Source organism: Lentilactobacillus fungorum, from assembly GCF_016860605.1.
In the GTDB taxonomy this organism is placed as follows: domain Bacteria; phylum Bacillota; class Bacilli; order Lactobacillales; family Lactobacillaceae; genus Lentilactobacillus; species Lentilactobacillus fungorum.
The window spans coordinates 188,276-205,379 of record NZ_BNJR01000004.1; the positions used below are offsets into that span (position 1 = coordinate 188,276).

General features: G+C 42.5%; 14 protein-coding genes. 7 read left to right on the forward strand and 7 right to left on the reverse strand.

What is annotated here, in order from left to right:
- Positions 1–86: 86 nt before the first annotated feature.
- A complete protein-coding gene (locus YK48G_RS01000; RefSeq protein WP_203628839.1) occupies positions 87–491 on the reverse strand; it encodes a flavodoxin family protein in 405 nt (134 codons plus the stop codon).
- A 223-nt stretch (positions 492–714) separates the two neighbouring features.
- Between YK48G_RS01000 and spxB the strand changes: the two genes are divergently transcribed.
- A complete protein-coding gene (gene spxB / locus YK48G_RS01005; RefSeq protein WP_203628840.1) occupies positions 715–2,475 on the forward strand; it encodes a pyruvate oxidase in 1,761 nt (586 codons plus the stop codon).
- Between the two features lie 92 nt (positions 2,476–2,567).
- On the opposite strand, the gene YK48G_RS01010 is transcribed toward spxB, so the two are convergent.
- Both YK48G_RS01010 and YK48G_RS01015 read right to left on the reverse strand, forming a co-directional pair.
- Entirely contained in the window at positions 2,568–3,029 is a 462-nt protein-coding gene (locus YK48G_RS01010; RefSeq protein ID WP_203628841.1) for a hypothetical protein, read from the reverse strand.
- A 529-nt stretch (positions 3,030–3,558) separates the two neighbouring features.
- The gene (locus YK48G_RS01015; protein ID WP_203629104.1) at positions 3,559–4,386 is read right to left on the reverse strand and encodes a Cof-type HAD-IIB family hydrolase; all 828 of its coding nucleotides are present in this window, start codon (positions 4,384–4,386) and stop codon (positions 3,559–3,561) included.
- 80 nt (positions 4,387–4,466) lie between these two features.
- Here YK48G_RS01015 and YK48G_RS01020 point away from each other — a divergent pair, with 80 nt between their 5' ends.
- Positions 4,467–5,831 carry an RsmB/NOP family class I SAM-dependent RNA methyltransferase gene (locus YK48G_RS01020; protein ID WP_203628842.1) on the forward strand — a complete coding sequence of 455 codons (1,365 nt, stop codon included), beginning with the start codon at positions 4,467–4,469 and terminating at the stop codon, positions 5,829–5,831.
- A 198-nt stretch (positions 5,832–6,029) separates the two neighbouring features.
- Here the strand turns inward: YK48G_RS01020 and fni are convergent, their stop codons facing one another.
- From fni to mvk, 4 genes are read right to left on the reverse strand one after another with little or no spacing between them, the layout of a single operon-like run.
- Positions 6,030–7,064, reverse strand: coding sequence for a type 2 isopentenyl-diphosphate Delta-isomerase (gene fni, locus YK48G_RS01025; RefSeq protein ID WP_203628843.1), 1,035 nt, complete (start codon positions 7,062–7,064; stop codon positions 6,030–6,032).
- 3 nt (positions 7,065–7,067) lie between these two features.
- The gene (locus YK48G_RS01030) at positions 7,068–8,153 is read right to left on the reverse strand and encodes a phosphomevalonate kinase (protein WP_203628844.1); all 1,086 of its coding nucleotides are present in this window, start codon (positions 8,151–8,153) and stop codon (positions 7,068–7,070) included.
- A gap of 19 nt (positions 8,154–8,172) precedes the next feature.
- Positions 8,173–9,159, reverse strand: a complete 987-nt coding sequence (gene mvaD, locus YK48G_RS01035) for a diphosphomevalonate decarboxylase (RefSeq protein WP_203628845.1) — start codon at positions 9,157–9,159, stop codon at positions 8,173–8,175.
- A complete protein-coding gene (mvk, locus tag YK48G_RS01040) occupies positions 9,140–10,117 on the reverse strand; it encodes a mevalonate kinase (RefSeq protein WP_203628846.1) in 978 nt (325 codons plus the stop codon). Before mvk ends, mvaD begins: the two co-directional genes overlap by 20 nt.
- Positions 10,118–10,309: 192 nt before the next feature.
- On the opposite strand from mvk, the gene YK48G_RS01045 reads away from it, so the two are divergent.
- From YK48G_RS01045 to YK48G_RS01065, 5 genes are all read left to right on the forward strand, one after another.
- Complete coding sequence (locus tag YK48G_RS01045) at positions 10,310–13,147, forward strand: helicase C-terminal domain-containing protein (protein ID WP_203628847.1); 2,838 nt, start codon at positions 10,310–10,312, stop codon at positions 13,145–13,147.
- 65 nt (positions 13,148–13,212) lie between these two features.
- Positions 13,213–13,719, forward strand: a complete 507-nt coding sequence (locus YK48G_RS01050; protein WP_203628848.1) for a cell wall elongation regulator TseB-like domain-containing protein — start codon at positions 13,213–13,215, stop codon at positions 13,717–13,719.
- 120 nt (positions 13,720–13,839) lie between these two features.
- Positions 13,840–15,060, forward strand: a complete 1,221-nt coding sequence (locus YK48G_RS01055) for a pyridoxal phosphate-dependent aminotransferase (RefSeq protein ID WP_203628849.1) — start codon at positions 13,840–13,842, stop codon at positions 15,058–15,060.
- Positions 15,047–16,342: an asparagine--tRNA ligase gene (gene asnS / locus YK48G_RS01060; RefSeq protein ID WP_203628850.1), complete on the forward strand. Its 1,296-nt coding sequence runs from the start codon at positions 15,047–15,049 to the stop codon at positions 16,340–16,342. Before YK48G_RS01055 ends, asnS begins: the two co-directional genes overlap by 14 nt.
- A 36-nt stretch (positions 16,343–16,378) precedes the next feature.
- Positions 16,379–17,098 carry a DnaD domain-containing protein gene (locus YK48G_RS01065; protein WP_203628851.1) on the forward strand — a complete coding sequence of 240 codons (720 nt, stop codon included), beginning with the start codon at positions 16,379–16,381 and terminating at the stop codon, positions 17,096–17,098.
- The last annotated feature ends 6 nt before the right edge of the window (positions 17,099–17,104 follow it).

The following is a 17,104-nucleotide window of genomic DNA, read 5'->3' on the forward strand; positions in this document are numbered from 1 at the left end:
ATCGGTTGAAAAGTAAGTTGATCACGGGATCATAGGAAAAACTTGTGGCAATTTCACTCAGCTTACTTGATGGTCAATCGCTATTTTTATTCAGTAATTGTTTCTCTGGCAAATCCCTTAATTTCTGCTCGTTGACGTTGATTGATGTTGCCAAGCTTTGGCATAAGCCCATGAAGATATAAGTGATCAGGGGCAACCTTGATTTGCCGTTGATCTAAGATTTTGGTGAGCTGCTTGCCGACTGTAAAGACACTGCCAGATGTTCCAAATAAAAAGACTTCTTTTACATCATGCGGGTCCAATTGGCTAGCAAAGGCTTTCAGATGTTTATCAACACTCATATTATAAATGCCACCGCCTAAGTAAAGCCGATCAACTGGCCCGACTAGTGGAACTGTAATGGGGTGTGGTTCTAATTTTAATAGCTCGCCTAATATGGTTGCTAATTTTTGAGTATTTCCGGTTCGTGAATAGTATCTAATTGCATCCATATTCTGCATCTCCTTTTATAAATGGATAAGGACCCTTCTCAATTTCGATTATAATTCTGAATCCGCTTTCTTTCAATTAAAAGCAGCTTTTTTTGTTGATTAAAGTTATCGAAACAATTACTAAAAACGATTTTATAAAGCGTTTACATTTTTCAAATTACGCACTATACTCGAATGAGTAGGAGTTCATATGAATTCAATTTTCAAAGGGGGATGTTGATTGATGGTTGAAAAGATTAGTGGCTCCGATGCTGTATTAAAGGTTTTAGAGCAATGGGGTGTTAAACACATCTACGGGCTGCCTGGCGGCTCGTTTGACTCAACCATGAATGCAATTTATCATCAGAAAGGTAAAATTAAGTACATTCAGGTTCGCCATGAAGAAGCTGGGGCAATTGCTGCTTCAGCAACTGCAAAGTTAACCGGTAAGGTAGGGGTTTGCTTTGGTTCGGCAGGCCCGGGTGCCGTTCACCTGCTAAATGGCTTGTATGACGCCAAGAGTGACGGTGTGCCAGTGGTTGCGTTAGTGGCGCAAGTGCCGACTAACCGGATGAATATGGATTTCTTTCAAGCAATGGATGAGGAACCGATTTTTGATGATGTTGCCGTTTGGAATCGAACCGCAATGACTGCCGAAGCTTTACCGAGAATGACTGACGAAGCAATCCGGCAAGCTTATATGAAACATGGTGTTGCCGTTTTGACAATTCCTAAAGACCTTGGCTGGACAGAAATTGATGATACTTACCAGCCGAACGTTAAATCACAGCAAATACCAGTTGAAGTACCAGATAAAGCGGCGATTTCAAAAGCGGTTCAACTGATTAAAACCGCCAAGGCGCCAATGATTTACTTTGGCATTGGTGCTCGTGACGCCGCTGATGAATTAAAGCAAGCGGCTGAAAAATTCAAGATGCCGCTGGTTTCATCTGTCTTGGCAAAGGGAATTTTACCAGACGATTATCCGGCTTATTTGGGCTCCACTGGACGTGTGGCACCAAAGCCTGGCGTAGAAGTTGGCTTTAGCACTGACTTAATCCTATGGGTCGGCAACGATGTCCCATTTAGCATTTTCTTGTTTAATAAACATGCTAAGGTCATCCAAATTGATATTGAAAGTGAAAAGCTAGGCAAACGGCGTCACAACGATGTTTCGATTCTTGCTGATTCTAAAGCAGCTTTGACCGCAATCATAAAAGCAGGTGATGCACGCCAACCATCCGCATTCTATCAAGCGGCGTTGGCAGACAAGCAAAACTGGAACGATTGGCAGGATAGCTTTAAAAACGCCGATGAATTGCCCATCCGACCAGAACCAATTTTTGATGTATTAAATAAGACGGCATCGGACCAAGCTATCTTCGCAGTTGACGTTGGCAACGTTGATATTAATTTTGAACGTTTGTTGAATATGCGTGGCCATCAAAAATGGGCAACATCTGGGATATATGCCACGATGGGTTTTGCTTTGCCAGCTTCAATTGCTGCTAAGTTGGAATTCCCTGATCGGGATGTTTATAGCTTGAGCGGTGATGGTGGTTTTGCCATGTTAATGGAAGAAGTGATGGTCCAAGTAAAGTATGGCTTGCCAATTACGAATATCATCTTTAGTAATGAAACCTTAGGCTATATTCAAGCTGAACAAACCGATGATACGCACCAGCCGTTATCGGGGGTTGAGTTGCCTGATACGAATTGGGCCGAAGTGACCAAAGGAATGGGGGCCATCAGTTACACTGTTCGCACCAAAGATGATATGCAAAGGGCACTGAATGCCGCTAAGGGGACTGATAAGCCAGTGGTGATCGACGTTAAATTGACACATAAGATGCCATTAACCACGCAGCATATGTTTATTGATCCAACTTGGCAGGATCAAGATAAGGTGGCGGAATTTATCCAGAAATACGATGCGCAGGCTTTGAAGCCATTCAGCTATTTTTTAGATGAAGCTAAGCATCGTCAGCCGCAGTTGAATGCCTGACATTAAAACAATCCACTACACCCGGATAAAAATTGGTAGTTATCAATTTTTATCCGGGTGTAGTGGATTATTAGTAAGGATTAACGGCGTCATCAGCTTCTTAATCTGTATTCAAACCAAAGACGATCTTCGTATGGCTTAAGGGCTTTTTCAAGTTGGCTGCGCACAATGTTGACGCGAAAATCAGCGGCTAAAATAAAGCCGCAAATCACTAACATCATGATTTCAATGGTAATCAACCCCCAATTTTGCTTGGCAAAGATCACCAATCCCTGTTGAAGAGCTAAGATGAAGATCATTGTCCCAGTTTTATTCGCTAAGAAATACCAACGGTTAATAATCCTAATCTTCTTAGCAGCCAGTACCTGAGCCTCTGCAGTTAAATTAGGCGTGTTTTCAAGGGCAAGCTTGAGTGCGCGGGCATCTTTTTTGAGTAGTTTAGAGATGGTAGCCGACGATTTGCCGACCTTTCGGATGGCAAAAAAATCGCCGATCCACAAATTAATGAGAAAATAGATTAAAATAAAATCTGCCACTTTTAAAATATCGTTCATCGTAATCCCTCCAATCCGGCAATCGTTGAGGCTAAATTCAATGAGTTAGCTAGGTCAAAAAGTTGATAGCGGCTTTAGTAACTGACAATGACGTTTCTTAATATGAGCAGTATATATCGATTATCACAGTTTTGGTATTAATGTGCTTGAGATAACCCACATAACATTTTAATTAGCGAATAATTGGAATTCAAAAAATTGGTTTGATAATCGTCAACTTAACTATGATATTTGAATCGAGGTAAATAATCCCTTTGATCCCAGAAGTTAATCAAAAAGTGTCAATCATTCCAAAAGCAGAAATGATTGACACTTTTTGATTCGTTAACATTAATGATTTGAGAAGTAGGTGAAAAGTGGGCCACGGCTGCCTTAACTTACATCTTAATTGTCACAATCATCTAACTGATAGTTAATGACAACTCGATCTTTGAATAAGTGCTGTTACCAAATTGAATGGCTATAATCCCTAAAAGCGTTGAATTAGCCTGGCAGCATGGCCGCCCGCTGATTTTCGGTCACGCAATGTTTATTGACTCACGGCTAAGTCTAAGTGCTCTTGTAGATAACGGGCGACGCCATCTTCTTCATTGGTGTATGAAGTAACGTCGTCAGCCAGCGCCTTGATGCTTGGAATGGCATTTTTCATTGCAACGCCCGTACCAGCGTATGCCATCATCGTTGCGTCATTGCCTTCGTCGCCGAATGCAATGATGTCTTTTTGGAGAATGCCGTAATAATCAGCCAAGAATTTTAAACCGGTCGACTTATGAACGCCTTTCGTTGCAATTTCAACGATCGGATGGGGGCCACCCCAAGGCGAAACTTCAACTTGATCGCCAAACTGGGTTTCAACAAATTCGATTAAACCCGCTTTCAACTCCGGCTTGACTTCCACGGTGATACTGATTGGATTATCACGTAAACTTTTCTGGCTGAGAATTTGATTTGTCTTGAGCGTACTTGGGAAAAAGCCAAAACCACTTTTAATCCCTTTATTAGCTAAAAATAAATCTCTGCCTTCCACGGCAATTAGCGACAACCCTAATTGCTTACTCTTGGCAAGCAATTCCATCACGATTTGTTTATCAATTGTGTACTGATACTCGCGGGACCATTCTTGATGTGGTAAAATGCCAAGGTTACCGTTAAAATTAATCATTGGTGTTTTTAGATGTAAGTCATCGTAGAAATTTTCAGAAAGACGGTTAGGCCGACCAGTCACGAGGCTGACGATACAGCCGGCTTCAGCTGCTTGTTTGATTGTTGCTCGAGTTTGGGGGCTTATCTGACCATTATCATTTAACGTTGTCCCGTCTAAATCAAGCGCTATTAATTTTTTAGTAATGATTATCACTCCCTTAATCAGCATATTGCTTAATACTAGCTAATAAATAATGTTTCGTCAATCATTGTTATCGAAAAGGAAGAATCAAAATGAATTTACCAGCTGCATTTGTGACTAAATATCAAAATCTAATGGGCAAATCAGAAGCTGCCGATTTTATCCAAAGCTTCTCGAAACCCGCTAACCATGGCTTTAGACTTAACCCGCTCAAAGATGTTCAAAGGACAGATTTGGATCTTAACCAACCGCTTGAACACTGTCAATTTGGCTACCGCGGTCAGGTAAATGGCAAAAGCATTGCTCACCAAGCCGGTGCCGTTTATAGTCAAGAACCCAGCGCAATGTACGTTGGTGAAGTTGCCCGGCCCAATCCAGGTGAGCGGGTTTTGGATTTATGCGCTGCCCCTGGTGGCAAAACAACCCATCTGGGCAGTTACCTACAAAATACGGGGCTTTTGATTGCCAATGAAATCGATGCCAAACGGGCCAAAGTACTTGTTGAAAATGTTGAGCGATTTTCATTAACCAATACCATTGTAACTAACACTGATCCAGACACCCTAGCGGCCAAGTTACCTGACTTTTTTGATCGAATTCTCGTCGACGCACCGTGTTCTGGCGAGGGAATGTTTAGAAAAGATCCGGATGCGATGACTTATTGGGACATCGATTATCCAAAAGTATGTGCTAATCGTCAACGGACAATTTTAAAAGCAGCTGTCCAAAATCTTCGTCCAGGTGGGGAATTGATTTATTCCACCTGCACGTTTGCGCCTGAAGAAGATGAACAAATCATTGCCTGGTTAGTTACAACTTACGGATTTGAGATCCAACCAATTAAAAAATTTGCCGGCATGGATGATGGCGTTCCAGAGTGGGCAGACGGCAATCAATCATTAAGTCGTTGTGTCCGGATCTTCCCACACCATTTTGATGGTGAGGGGCATTTCATCGCCAAATTAAAAAAGCCAGCCAGTGGCCAAATTAAGCGCACTAGCCAAAGAAGCAGCCGGATTAGTCGCCACATTCAAAAGATGACCAAGGACCAACAGGCTTTATGGGACGCCTTTGAAACGACTACACTTGCTCGACCGGTTTCAGGGCGGCTGGTATGCTTTTTTGACGATCTTTATTCAGTACCGATGGAAACACCCCAACTTGATGGGATTAAAATTATGCGACTGGGACTTCAGTTAGGAACTTTTAAAAAGAAGCGCTTTGAACCCAGTTATGCGTTAGCGCTGGCTTTGCGCCCTGATGACACTAAGCGCCACTTTGAGATTACCCCGACAGAGTGGGCGGCTTATGTTCACGGCGATACTTTCCAAGTTAGCCGGCAACTTCAGAAGGGCTGGTACCAAATCAGCTGTCAAGGCCTGCCGGTGGGCTTTGTAAAAGTGGTTAATGGGGTCGCTAAGAACTTCTTTCCTAAGGGACTGCGCTTTAATCTGTAGCTTAAAATGACGCTCTTAGAAAACCAGCAAGCCGGCTCAAGATTCATTCAAGTTAACCAATGATATTATCGGATTAGTTGAAAAAATTACTAACCCAAAAATCCCGTAAAGACGGCCAACTAAGGTCTGATCTTACGGGATTTTTGAGTTTAAAAGATGGTTTAATTAATTTGTGACACAAGTTAGTTGAGAACCGCGTTAATACGTAATTTGTCGTTGGTGAATAAACGTCATCAACTCTGGAGACAAAATGAGCTTTTGGGATTGTAAAGCGGTTATGTTTTGGCAGCCCAGCATTAACATGATGGCTTTTAACCCATACTGCCATTGATGAATCGTTTCGATAATCTCATCATCATCATGCTTGATAAGCTGATTTAAAAAGAAGCCGGCAACCCCAACCGCGGAACTGCCTAAAGCAAGACATTTTGCAACATCCAACGGGGACTTGACGCCGCCTGAAGCAATGAAAGTAGCTTGTTTTTGAAAGGGCCGACTCTCTAATAACGATTCAATTGTCGTGAGACCCCAGTTTTGCAAATAAGGCATCTCTTTTTGGGGACGACGAAAATTTTCGATCTTTGCAAAATTTGTGCCGCCGCGGCCACTTAAATTAATGTATTGAACGCCAAGGTTAATTAACTGTTGAATCGTTTTTTGACTCATTCCAAAGCCAACTTCTTTGACGATGACTGGGACGGCTAGTTGAGAAACAATTTCGCCAATTCGATCAACGAAGGCAAACGTTCGATCACCTTCTGGCATAATTAACTCTTGGGCAACATTGACGTGGATTTCTAATGCGTTTGCATCAATCATGCGAACAGCAGCGACGGCGTCTTTAACTGAATGATTGGCGCCGATATTAGCAATTACAATGCCATTTGGGTTTAATTGTCTTACAACCCTGAACGTTTCAACCAGACTTGGGTCGCTCAATGCCACGCTTTGAGAGCCGACAGCCATTGCTAGATTTGTTTGTTCGGCAATTTTAGCCAATCGCGCGTTGAGCTGCTTGGTACGCTCACTGCCGCCAGAAATCGCTTCAAAATAAAACGGGGTTGTTAAGTGTAAAGTGCCTAGGGTGGCATTGAGCGTAATCTCATTGATGGCCATGTTCGGCAGGCTTTGATTGACGAAGCGAACTTGGTCAAAGGAATCTGTATCCGCTTGGTAAAACTTTTCCGCTAATGAAACGTGTTCATCTTTTCGATGGGAATGTTTTGAGGTCATGCCTTACTCCTTGTTTAAATCAATCACCGGATGAACGCGCAATGATAGGCGGGTAATACCATTTTGCTTCCACCGTTCGATCATGCTGTCGACATTGGTATGCTTGTCAATAATCACAATCCCACAGTCGCCGCCGCCAGCTCCTGAAGACTTTGCTGCAGCTGTATGTTCGACAGCAATATCACACATCTTCTTTAAGGTTGGCGTTTCAATTGGTACGTGGGTAAAATCGGCTAAGCCTTGCAAAATTTCCCGATTTTTTTTAATGCCCGCTTTAATGGCATCCAAGCTACCATCTTTGAACCCACGAATCAAGCCTTCCAAGCAATTCTTGCTATCCTGCAAAAATTGAGCGTAAACTTGATGCTGGCGGCTCTTTTGGATAGCAACTTTATCAACCAAATGAGACGTGGAGGCCGGCGATCCGGTCCAGCCAATAATCAACTGTAAGTTCTTTGGTGGAGTTAACTGGGTAATTTTCAAATGCGGCCAGGGTTGGTTCACCAATTGCGTTAATGTCTGCTGATTTCTAGCAGCAATCAACCAGTTGCGATCAAATGACCGATAGGCAATCCAGCCACCATAAACACTTGCAGCAATATCACCCAACGAGCCGTTACCTTGAACATCCAAATGGGCAATTGCAGCGAGTTTAAAAAGCTGACTTTTTGTTAATGGCAGCTGATAAAACTGACAAAGTGCTTTGACGGTTGCAACGGTGACCGCTGCTGAAGATCCCAAGCCATATTTCTTGCCGTTTGGGCTATCAAGATCACTATTGACTTTTAAATCATATAGCTCCATTGGCCGACCAAGTGACTGAGCGTATTGTTCCGTTAGTCGAATCGCAGAGATTATGTAATTAAAGGTATTATCACGGTTGTCCAAAATCATTTGATCGCCTTGCCGCCGCCAAAGGACTGAATCATCGCGGTATTGTTTGGAAACAATACTGCCGTACGATTTGCTCCGAGAGATTTCAACCGTTACGAACTGATCTAAAGCAACGATGATGGATGGGTAGCCGGTTTCAACCACCGCGTATTCCCCTGCAATATACAATTTTCCTGGAGCTTTGACCGTAATCAACCGATCATTTCCTTTCTGATTATAGATAATGAACACCTGGCCCGGCAGATAGGGTCGTCACCCGATTTTGGCCAAGTAATTTGGTAAACGTATCCGCAATTTTAGTCGCATTTGCCGATTGAACAATCACTTTGACGTTTGGGCCGGCGTCAATCGTGTAATAACATTCAATCCCTGCATGCCGCAAACGTTTTACTTCATTCATAATTGCCAGCGTTTCACTGTTAAAATAAGTGAAGTCCGGATCTGCACTCAACGTTAACGCGTGCATGCGCATAGCGTTTAATTCGCTAATACTGCCAAATTTAGTAAAGTCTCCAGCGGCAATGGCAACTTTGATGTCAATTAAATCGTGCTGAGCCACTTTAATCCAGGTTGGATAGTAAGGCGACGTTGCTACTGAACGATTCATTCCTTGGCGGCTTGAGATCGGCTTGGGGCCACTTTCAGTCGTTAGTGCGATAACCTTAACGTCATTGAGACCAACTTGGGAGAGGGGCTGTGCATACGAATCAGCATCGCTAGTACCCCGTTGCCATTCGACGAAGCCGCCAAAAATAGACCGGCAGGCTGAACCGGAACCCCGGCGGGCAAGTCTGGATAAGTCGGTTTTCGATAACTTAAGGCCAGCTGCTTTGCTGGCAGCGGCTGCCAAAGCGGCAAACGCTGAAGCAGAAGAAGCTAATCCGGCAGCTGTTGGGACAAAGTTGGTAGAGGACACTTCGGCGGCAAGATGAATCCCAGCCAAGTCCCTGACAATTGTCAAGAAATCGTGCACTCGTTGCCAAGCTTTGCCGGAAATGAATTGGCCGTTGATTTGAACGCTATCACGGTCGTTGTCAGAATTGAAGCGCACCGTCGTTTGGGTATAAAAACGATCAAGGGTTAGCGATAAACTGCTTGTATATGGAATAATGAGTTGCTCGTCTTTTTTGCCCCAATACTTAATTAACGCAATATTAGTATGGGCTTGGGCCTTGGCTGAATTATTTGACAAGGTTGTCATGCTGTTCTCCTGTTGTAAACTCGTAATTTTTGAATGATTGAATCCATGTCTGGGTGGCTCCGGCCTGTCGAAGCTTGGTGGCGATGATTTGGGCATCCCGCTGGTTTTTTGCCAACGCAATCATGCAACCGCCCAAGCCGCTCCCTGTGAGTTTAGCCCCCAGGGCATTATAGGTAATGGCAATTTGGCAAAACTGGTCAAGGGCTTTGGTGCTAACGCCTAATTTAGCCAAATCGGTTTGGCTTTGGCTCATCAAACGACCAAGGGTCACCTGATCCGAATCGGCTAATGCTTGTCTGGCAGTGGTTGCGATTTGACCCAATTGGTCAATTAATGGCATGGCCATATCAGGTTCGTCAATCAAGTTGTTATGAACAAGTGAAACCGCCTCACTGGTTTTTCCCTTGATACCACTATCGGCAATGACTAAGCACAAGTTCGACCGGTGAAATTCAATTTGTTCGTTAACTTGGTTTTTAATAAACCAAATCGGGGCCTCAGAACTGGCTGTTGCGGCATCTAGGCCACTAGGGTTGCCATGAGTAATCTTTTCTTCAATATCAGCCAATGTCAATAGTTCAAGGCGACTCAACGGTTTTTCAAATAAATTGAAAAAAGCGCGGACTAAAGCAATTGCCGTTGCTGCCGAAGATCCCATTCCCCGTTCTGCGGGAACTTTGCTTTCAATTGTTAGGCGAAAAGAAAGCTCATTTGCCTCAAATAAATTAAGTAGTCGATCAATCAATACCCGCACACCCTGTAAATTATCATTCATTTGACTAATTGGACCATCAAAATAACGACAATGGATGGTTTGACCAATGACAGTCCGTTCAAGGGTGGCTGAAACATCAACTGAATATAGAGGAATCGCGACAGCCGGTTTGCCGTACACCACACTGTGCTCACCAAAGAAAATAATTTTTGCGTAGCTCGTTCCTGTTGCTTTTTCTTTCAATCTTTATCCGCTCACTTTCAAACATTCCAATTTTATCATAATTTAAAGGGTGCAGAAGCCTTTCAGCCGATTTTTAGATATTTATAAACATTCGTCAATAGATTACATGGTAGATTATCACATTCCGCTTGTAGTATGATTAAAGATAGTAAACTCTTAATAAAGTTATTTAAAATGAGATTGGTGAACAAAATGAATTCGAAAACAACTTACGCGGTTGTGGATATCGAAACGACGGGAACCGATATTGCTGCCGATAATCGCGCCATCCAGTTTAGCTGCTGCTTGGTTTCTAATAACCAGATTACAGAGACGTATGTCGTTGACATAAACCCGCAATGTGTCGTGCCTAATCGGATTGTTCAATTAACGGGTCTTACCAACGAACGCTTGCAACACGCCAAAACGTTCGATCAGTTGGCAGCCAAATTATACGCCTTATTAAGCGGAACTGTCTTTGTTGCCCATAACGTCAACTTCGATTTTCCGTTTTTAAATGCTGAGTTTCAGCGAGTTGGCTACCCAGAGCTGCAAATTGAGGCAATCGATACGGTAACGCTAAGCCAAATCCTGTTACCAACTCTTTCCAGCTATCGTTTGCAGGACTTGAGTACTTACTTTAACATCCGCCACGACCATCCGCATACGGCTGATAGTGATGCCTTGGCAACGGCCAAGCTTCTCATCATACTATTAGGCCAAATTAAAGAGCTCCCAGCGATCACCCTGCGCCAAATCGTGACTATCAATCCACCATTGCCACAGGATACACTCAAAGTATTCTTGGAGGCAAATGAAGCGAACCAAAAAGCGGTTCATCAACAATCACTACCGGAATATTTGGAATTTGTTTCAGGATTGGTGCTGAGGCGGCGACCAAATATCGAACCAGTCCCCGAACAACCAAAAACATTGGCTCAGTACCCCAAAACCAAAAAAGCTAAAGCTAAAATCCTGCCCAAGCAACTAGAATCACGGCTCGAACAAAATAAAATGATGAACCTGATCTATCGCAACTATGCCGACCCCAAAGCACATCCCGCCAAGATAATGGTCGTAGAAGCGCCAACGGGCATTGGTAAAAGCTTGGGGTATTGTCTACCATTTGCCTACTTAGCAACTGCTAAAAAGCCGGTGGTCATTAGTACCGCAACTACTTATCTTCAGTTTCAATTGCAAAACCAAACGATTCCGATGCTTAATGAAGAACTGCCCTTTAAGATTAATAGTGTCATTCTCAAAGGAACCCGACATTACATTGATCTAGACAAATTTCGAAATTTATTGTTCGTGCCGGACAATTCCCACCAAACGCCCTTTATTAAAGCGCAAATTTTAGTCTGGCTCACCAAAACAACTACGGGTGACTTGGACGAATTACATTTAAATGTCGAGCAAACCCCATTTGTATGGAAAATTCAGCATACCGGTGTTAACTGGTTAGATCCAAACGAACCATTTTATCAAGATGACTTCCTGCGCTACAATCTTAAACGGGCTGAGACGGCAGACTTCATTATCGTCAATCATAGTTATTTAATCAGAAACTGGCAGCAATTTAAAAAGACGACACCAAAGCCCTATCTCTTAATTGATGAAACGCAACAGTTTGCCGAAACGGCCATTAAGAATAATCAAGTAAAGCTTAATCCGCTTTCACTGATAACGTCCATTAATAAGATTTTGGCTAACCTCAATCAATCGCATGAAGCTAATATTCGCGAGATTGTCGCCAACAATGCCATTCTCAGCAATTTAGCCGATCAACTAGAGACCCGGCTAAATGCCGCAAAGGCTTTAACACATGCGCTTATTTCGGCTTTGTTTGACCAATTGATCAAGGGCAAGAAGCTCCATCAAAACGCTGCTTTTTTTGAACGGTTAATTCCAATTAACGAAATGAAAAAGGTAACTCGGGCTAATTCGAAACTCATTCAGCAATTACGATCGGTTAACGATCAAACGGATAGGCTGTTAGTCAAACTCAATCAAGAAATTGACCATAACGCGGATTCGTTTATTAACCAAGATTTTCTGGGGATTTATACGTTCTTTGAAAATAATCATGATTTTAATGATCAACTGCGTCAGTTGTTAGAAATGGTTGATACCGATGACCAATCAATTGAGCAACATGTTACCTGGATAACGATCAATCATGCCAAAGATGTTAACAGTTTAACGATTAATCAAGGGATTTTAAAACCCAAAGACTATTTAAACGCGTACATTTATAGTGCCTTTGAGCCGGCTACCTTTACCGGGGCAACTATTTTTTCGTCTAAGCGGTCACAGTTTATCTATGATTTACTGGGAATTGATCGCCAAGAAGCGATTGTAAAACGGCTTAAAAGTGATTTTAATCCAAGCGAGCAAGCCCGCTTATACTTGGTGACGAGTCAAGCTGATCCAAAATTTGCCACTAATTCCGACGCGTATTTACAGCGGGTGGCTGAAAATATTGAAGCGATTTATGAAAAGGGTCCCCGACAGACTTTAGTCCTCTTTAATTCGCTTAATGCGATTGAACGTACCTATCGACTGATGCAGGAAAGTGGTTTTACAGCAACGCATTTTGTTTTGGCTCAAGGGGTTCACGGCACGGCAACTAAAATCAGCAAACAGTTTATTCATCATGAACCAGCTATCTTGCTTGGCGCCAACACCTTTTGGCAGGGAGTAGACTTTCCACACCATTTATTAGAAAATTTGATTATCGCGCAATTACCGTTTGATACACCGGTTGATCCATATAATCATGCGCTATACTCAATTGAGCGCAGCAAGAACAAAAATCCATTTTATAGCCTGACATTACCTAAGGCAACTTTGCGCCTCAGGCAAGGGATGGGACGATTGTTGCGGACAAAAGATGATTACGGAACGGTCTTTGTTTTGGATCCAAGATTATTAACCAAACAATATGGCAAAACGATCCTAGCAAACCTGCGAAATGATATTCCGGTGGTAAAAGGAGAAATCAATGAGTGTCTTGAAGACATGGTTAAGTTTTTTGAAAGCAAGACCTAGAATTCTTTGGGCAGGACGGTTATTTGCTATAATGAATACGACTAATAGTGCGAAAGGACACAATTATGCAAAGACAGCGACGTATCAAGAAACAGCCAACCGTTAAATTTTGGTGGATTGGATTAGCAGTTATCTTGGTTTTGCTTTTTTCCGTGTGGATCATTTTTCATCAGGCAACTCAGCCAATGAGTACTGCAAGAAGTCAAACGATTTCAATGGCTAAAAAGTATGCTGGTCTAAAAACCGTTAGTTCCTTTTACGCGTCTGATTTAGGTAAAACTTATTATTCAGTCGCAGGAAAGGACAACAAGGGGCAAAAGATTTACGTGATCATTGCCAAAAAAGGCGGTAATTTAACGGTAATTAACCAAAGCAGTGGGATGACGGAAGCCGAAATTAGAAATATTATCAATGAAAAAAAATCGCCTAAAAAAATTAATAGCATTAGTTTAACCTTAATTAAGGGTGATCCTTATTGGGTGGTTAGCTACCTCAATCGTGATAATCAGCTCTGCTTTACAACTTTGAATTTTAAGACAGGCAATATTTATAAGTCGATTGAAAATATTTAAGCCAGCTATGTGATGATGGGCTGTTAAAGCGCCTCTGGAAAAAAGTTTAGGTGCTTTAACATTCCTACAAGCTTACTTGGTAATTCTCAGCTATCTTACAATGTGAACGAAAGGAAAATTATGGAACTTTCAAAACGCACAATGAAGCTGACGCCATCCGCCACGGTGGGGGCGTCCAACAAAGCTAAACAATTGATTCAATCAGGTATCGATGTGATTAATCTCAGTATTGGTGAGCCTGATTTTACAACGCCCAAAGAAATTACTGATGCGACAATTCAGGCAATTGAGTCAGGAAAAACGAGCTTTTACACACCGGCTAGCGGGCTCACCGGATTGAAGCAAGCGATCAAAGAGCGAATTAAGGCAGATTACCAGGTAGATTATGGGCTGGACCAGATTAGCGTTACTACGGGAGCAAAAATGGCCCTTTACGCTTTGATGCAGGTCCTGGTCGATCCAAGTGATGAAGTTTTATTGCCAAGGCCTAGTTGGGTCAGCTACCAACAGCAGGTCGTATTAGCTGGTGGGGTACCGGTAATGGTTGAAACCAACCCACAATTTAAGCTGACAGTTGCTGCTCTTGAGCAGGCCCGGACTTCACAAAGTAAAGTCTTAATTTTGAATAGTCCCCAAAACCCAACGGGAATTATCTATTCCCAAGCTGAATTAATGGCAATTGGCAATTGGGCGGTGGCGCATGACATCATCATCATTGCGGATGATATTTACGGCAAATTAATTTATAATGGTAATCGGTTTTGCTCGCCAATTCAGTTAACGAACCGAATTGCCCAAGCAACCATCATGGTGAATGGCGTGTCAAAAGCGTATTCAATGACGGGCTGGCGAATTGGATACATTGCCGGGAATCGTGACGTGATTCAAAAAGTGAATTCACTGCTGTCGCATACAACTGGTAATCCAGCGGCGGCAAGTCAATACGCCGCGATTGCAGCATTAAAATCCGATCAAGCCGAAGTGGCGTTGATGCGCCAAGCATTTGAAGAACGGCTTAATACGATTTATCCGTTAGTAAAGCAAATCCCTGGGTTTGAAATGAATCAAAAACCTCAAGGGGCCTTTTATTTGTTTCCGAAAGTAACGGCAGCATTGCAACTGATCGGCATCAATTCATCAAAAGAATTGGCCGATCGGCTGTTAACGCAAGCCCACGTTGCGGTCGTCGATGGCGGCGCTTTTGGCATGCCTGGATATCTTCGGTTAAGTTATGCCACTGACTTGGCTGATTTAAAGGTTGCCGTAACCAGAATTGCTGGCTTCATGAATCAATATCTAGAAAAAGAGTTGTCTGGAGGAATTGGGATTGGAACAGATTAGTATGATCGATGCACCTAAATATGTAAATGAAAAAGTTAAGATTGGCGTTTGGCTTACGAATAAGCGCTCAAGCGGCAAGATTGCTTTTTTGCAGTTGCGGGATGGCACCGCTTTTTTCCAAGGAGTCGTTGTTAAGAATAATGTGACCCCGGAAACATTTGAGTTAGCCAAAGAAGTTAAGCAAGAGACCAGTATGTGGGTCACTGGCATCATTCATGAGGATAGCCGTTCAAAGTTTGGCTATGAGATTGAAGTCGAAACGATTGAAGTGGTTGCCGAATCCCATGATTATCCGATTACGCCCAAAGAACACGGGGTTGATTTCTTAATGGATCATCGTCATTTGTGGCTGCGGTCGAGTCGTCCCCATGCGGTTATGCGCATTAGAAATGAAGTTATTAAAGCTAGTTATGACTTCTTCTACGATGAAGGGTTTGTCAAAATTGATGCGCCCATTTTGACTGGTAGTGCGCCAGAAGGAACCACGACGCTTTTTCATACGGAATATTTTGACCGGGATGCCTATTTATCCCAAAGTGGTCAATTATATGAAGAGGCCGGAGCAGAAGCTTTTGGGAAGGTCTTTTCATTTGGGCCAACTTTTCGGGCAGAAAAGTCTAAGACTCGTCGCCATTTAATTGAATTTTGGATGATTGAACCGGAAATGGCTTTTATGCACCAAGAAGAAAGTTTAGATATTCAGGAACGATATATTGCTTACTTAGTTTCACGGGTGATTAAGAACTGCCAGCACGAGTTAAAGACATTGGGACGAGATATTGAAACGCTTCAAAAATATACGGTCTTACCATACCCGCGGATTAGTTATGACGAAGCCATTGACATGCTTAAAAAGGGTGGATTTGACTTGGACTGGGGCGTTGATTTTGGTTCACCAGAAGAAACTTACTTAGCTGACCAATTTAATCAACCAGTGTTTGTTTTGAATTATCCAAAGGCAATTAAGCCGTTTTACATGAAGCCACACCCAACTCGCGATGATGTGGTTATCTGCGCAGACTTGCTCGCGCCGGAAGGCTACGGTGAAATCATTGGCGGTTCTGAACGGGCGGTTGATTATGATTACCTTTATGAGCAAATCGTAAAACATGGATTAGATCCTAAAGAGTATTCATGGTACTTGGATTTGCGTAAATACGGTAGTGTACCACATGCAGGCTTTGGTTTGGGGCTTGAGCGGGCATTAACTTGGTTGACGGGTGAAGATCATGTTCGAGAAGCCATTCCGTTCCCAAGACTGCTTAACCGGATTTATCCTTAATTAAAACAGGCTTTAAATTGAGAGGAGGCAGTGTTATTGGAACGATTTGCACAAGAACTTCTCAAACAGGGGCAGACAACTGTTAGTAATTATTTGCTCAAGAATTATCATCGGATCGGTTTGGATAATGAAGAATTACTCATCTATTTGCTGATTAAGGGCGAATATGATTTGGTTGTACCGATGCCGGAGATTGACGACTTACAGCGTCAAAGTGGTTTTGATAAGCAAAAATTATTTAATATTTTTCATCAGTTAATCGAAAAAAAACTAGCGGCGATTACGCAGGTAACATTACTAGGGCAACAAGTTGATGCCTACGACTTTAGTCAACTTTATGATAAGCTTTCGCGATTGCAGTCAGAAGAAGTTGAATCAAAAATTGATGATCAAAAAACAGCCAATGTCTCTGAACGTCAAGCCGTCTTTGAAAGTATTGAAAAAGAATTTGGCCGAACGTTATCGTCAATTGAAATGGAAACAATCAGCCAGTGGCTAGATATCGATCATTATGATCCACGAATTATTCAGTTAGCCTTAAAAGAGGCCGTTTTAAGTCAAGTCTATAATTTAAAATATATGGATCGTATTTTAATTAATTGGGAGAAAAAGAACTTAAAATCACCTCAGCAAGTAGAAAATTATCGGCGTCAGCGGCAATCTGCTCGTACAGATCAAAATGAATTAGTGAGGTATCACGGCCCGCAAATTCCTTTCATTAATTTATCTGGAGATCCAGAGCGCAAAGGCCACTAATCCAGT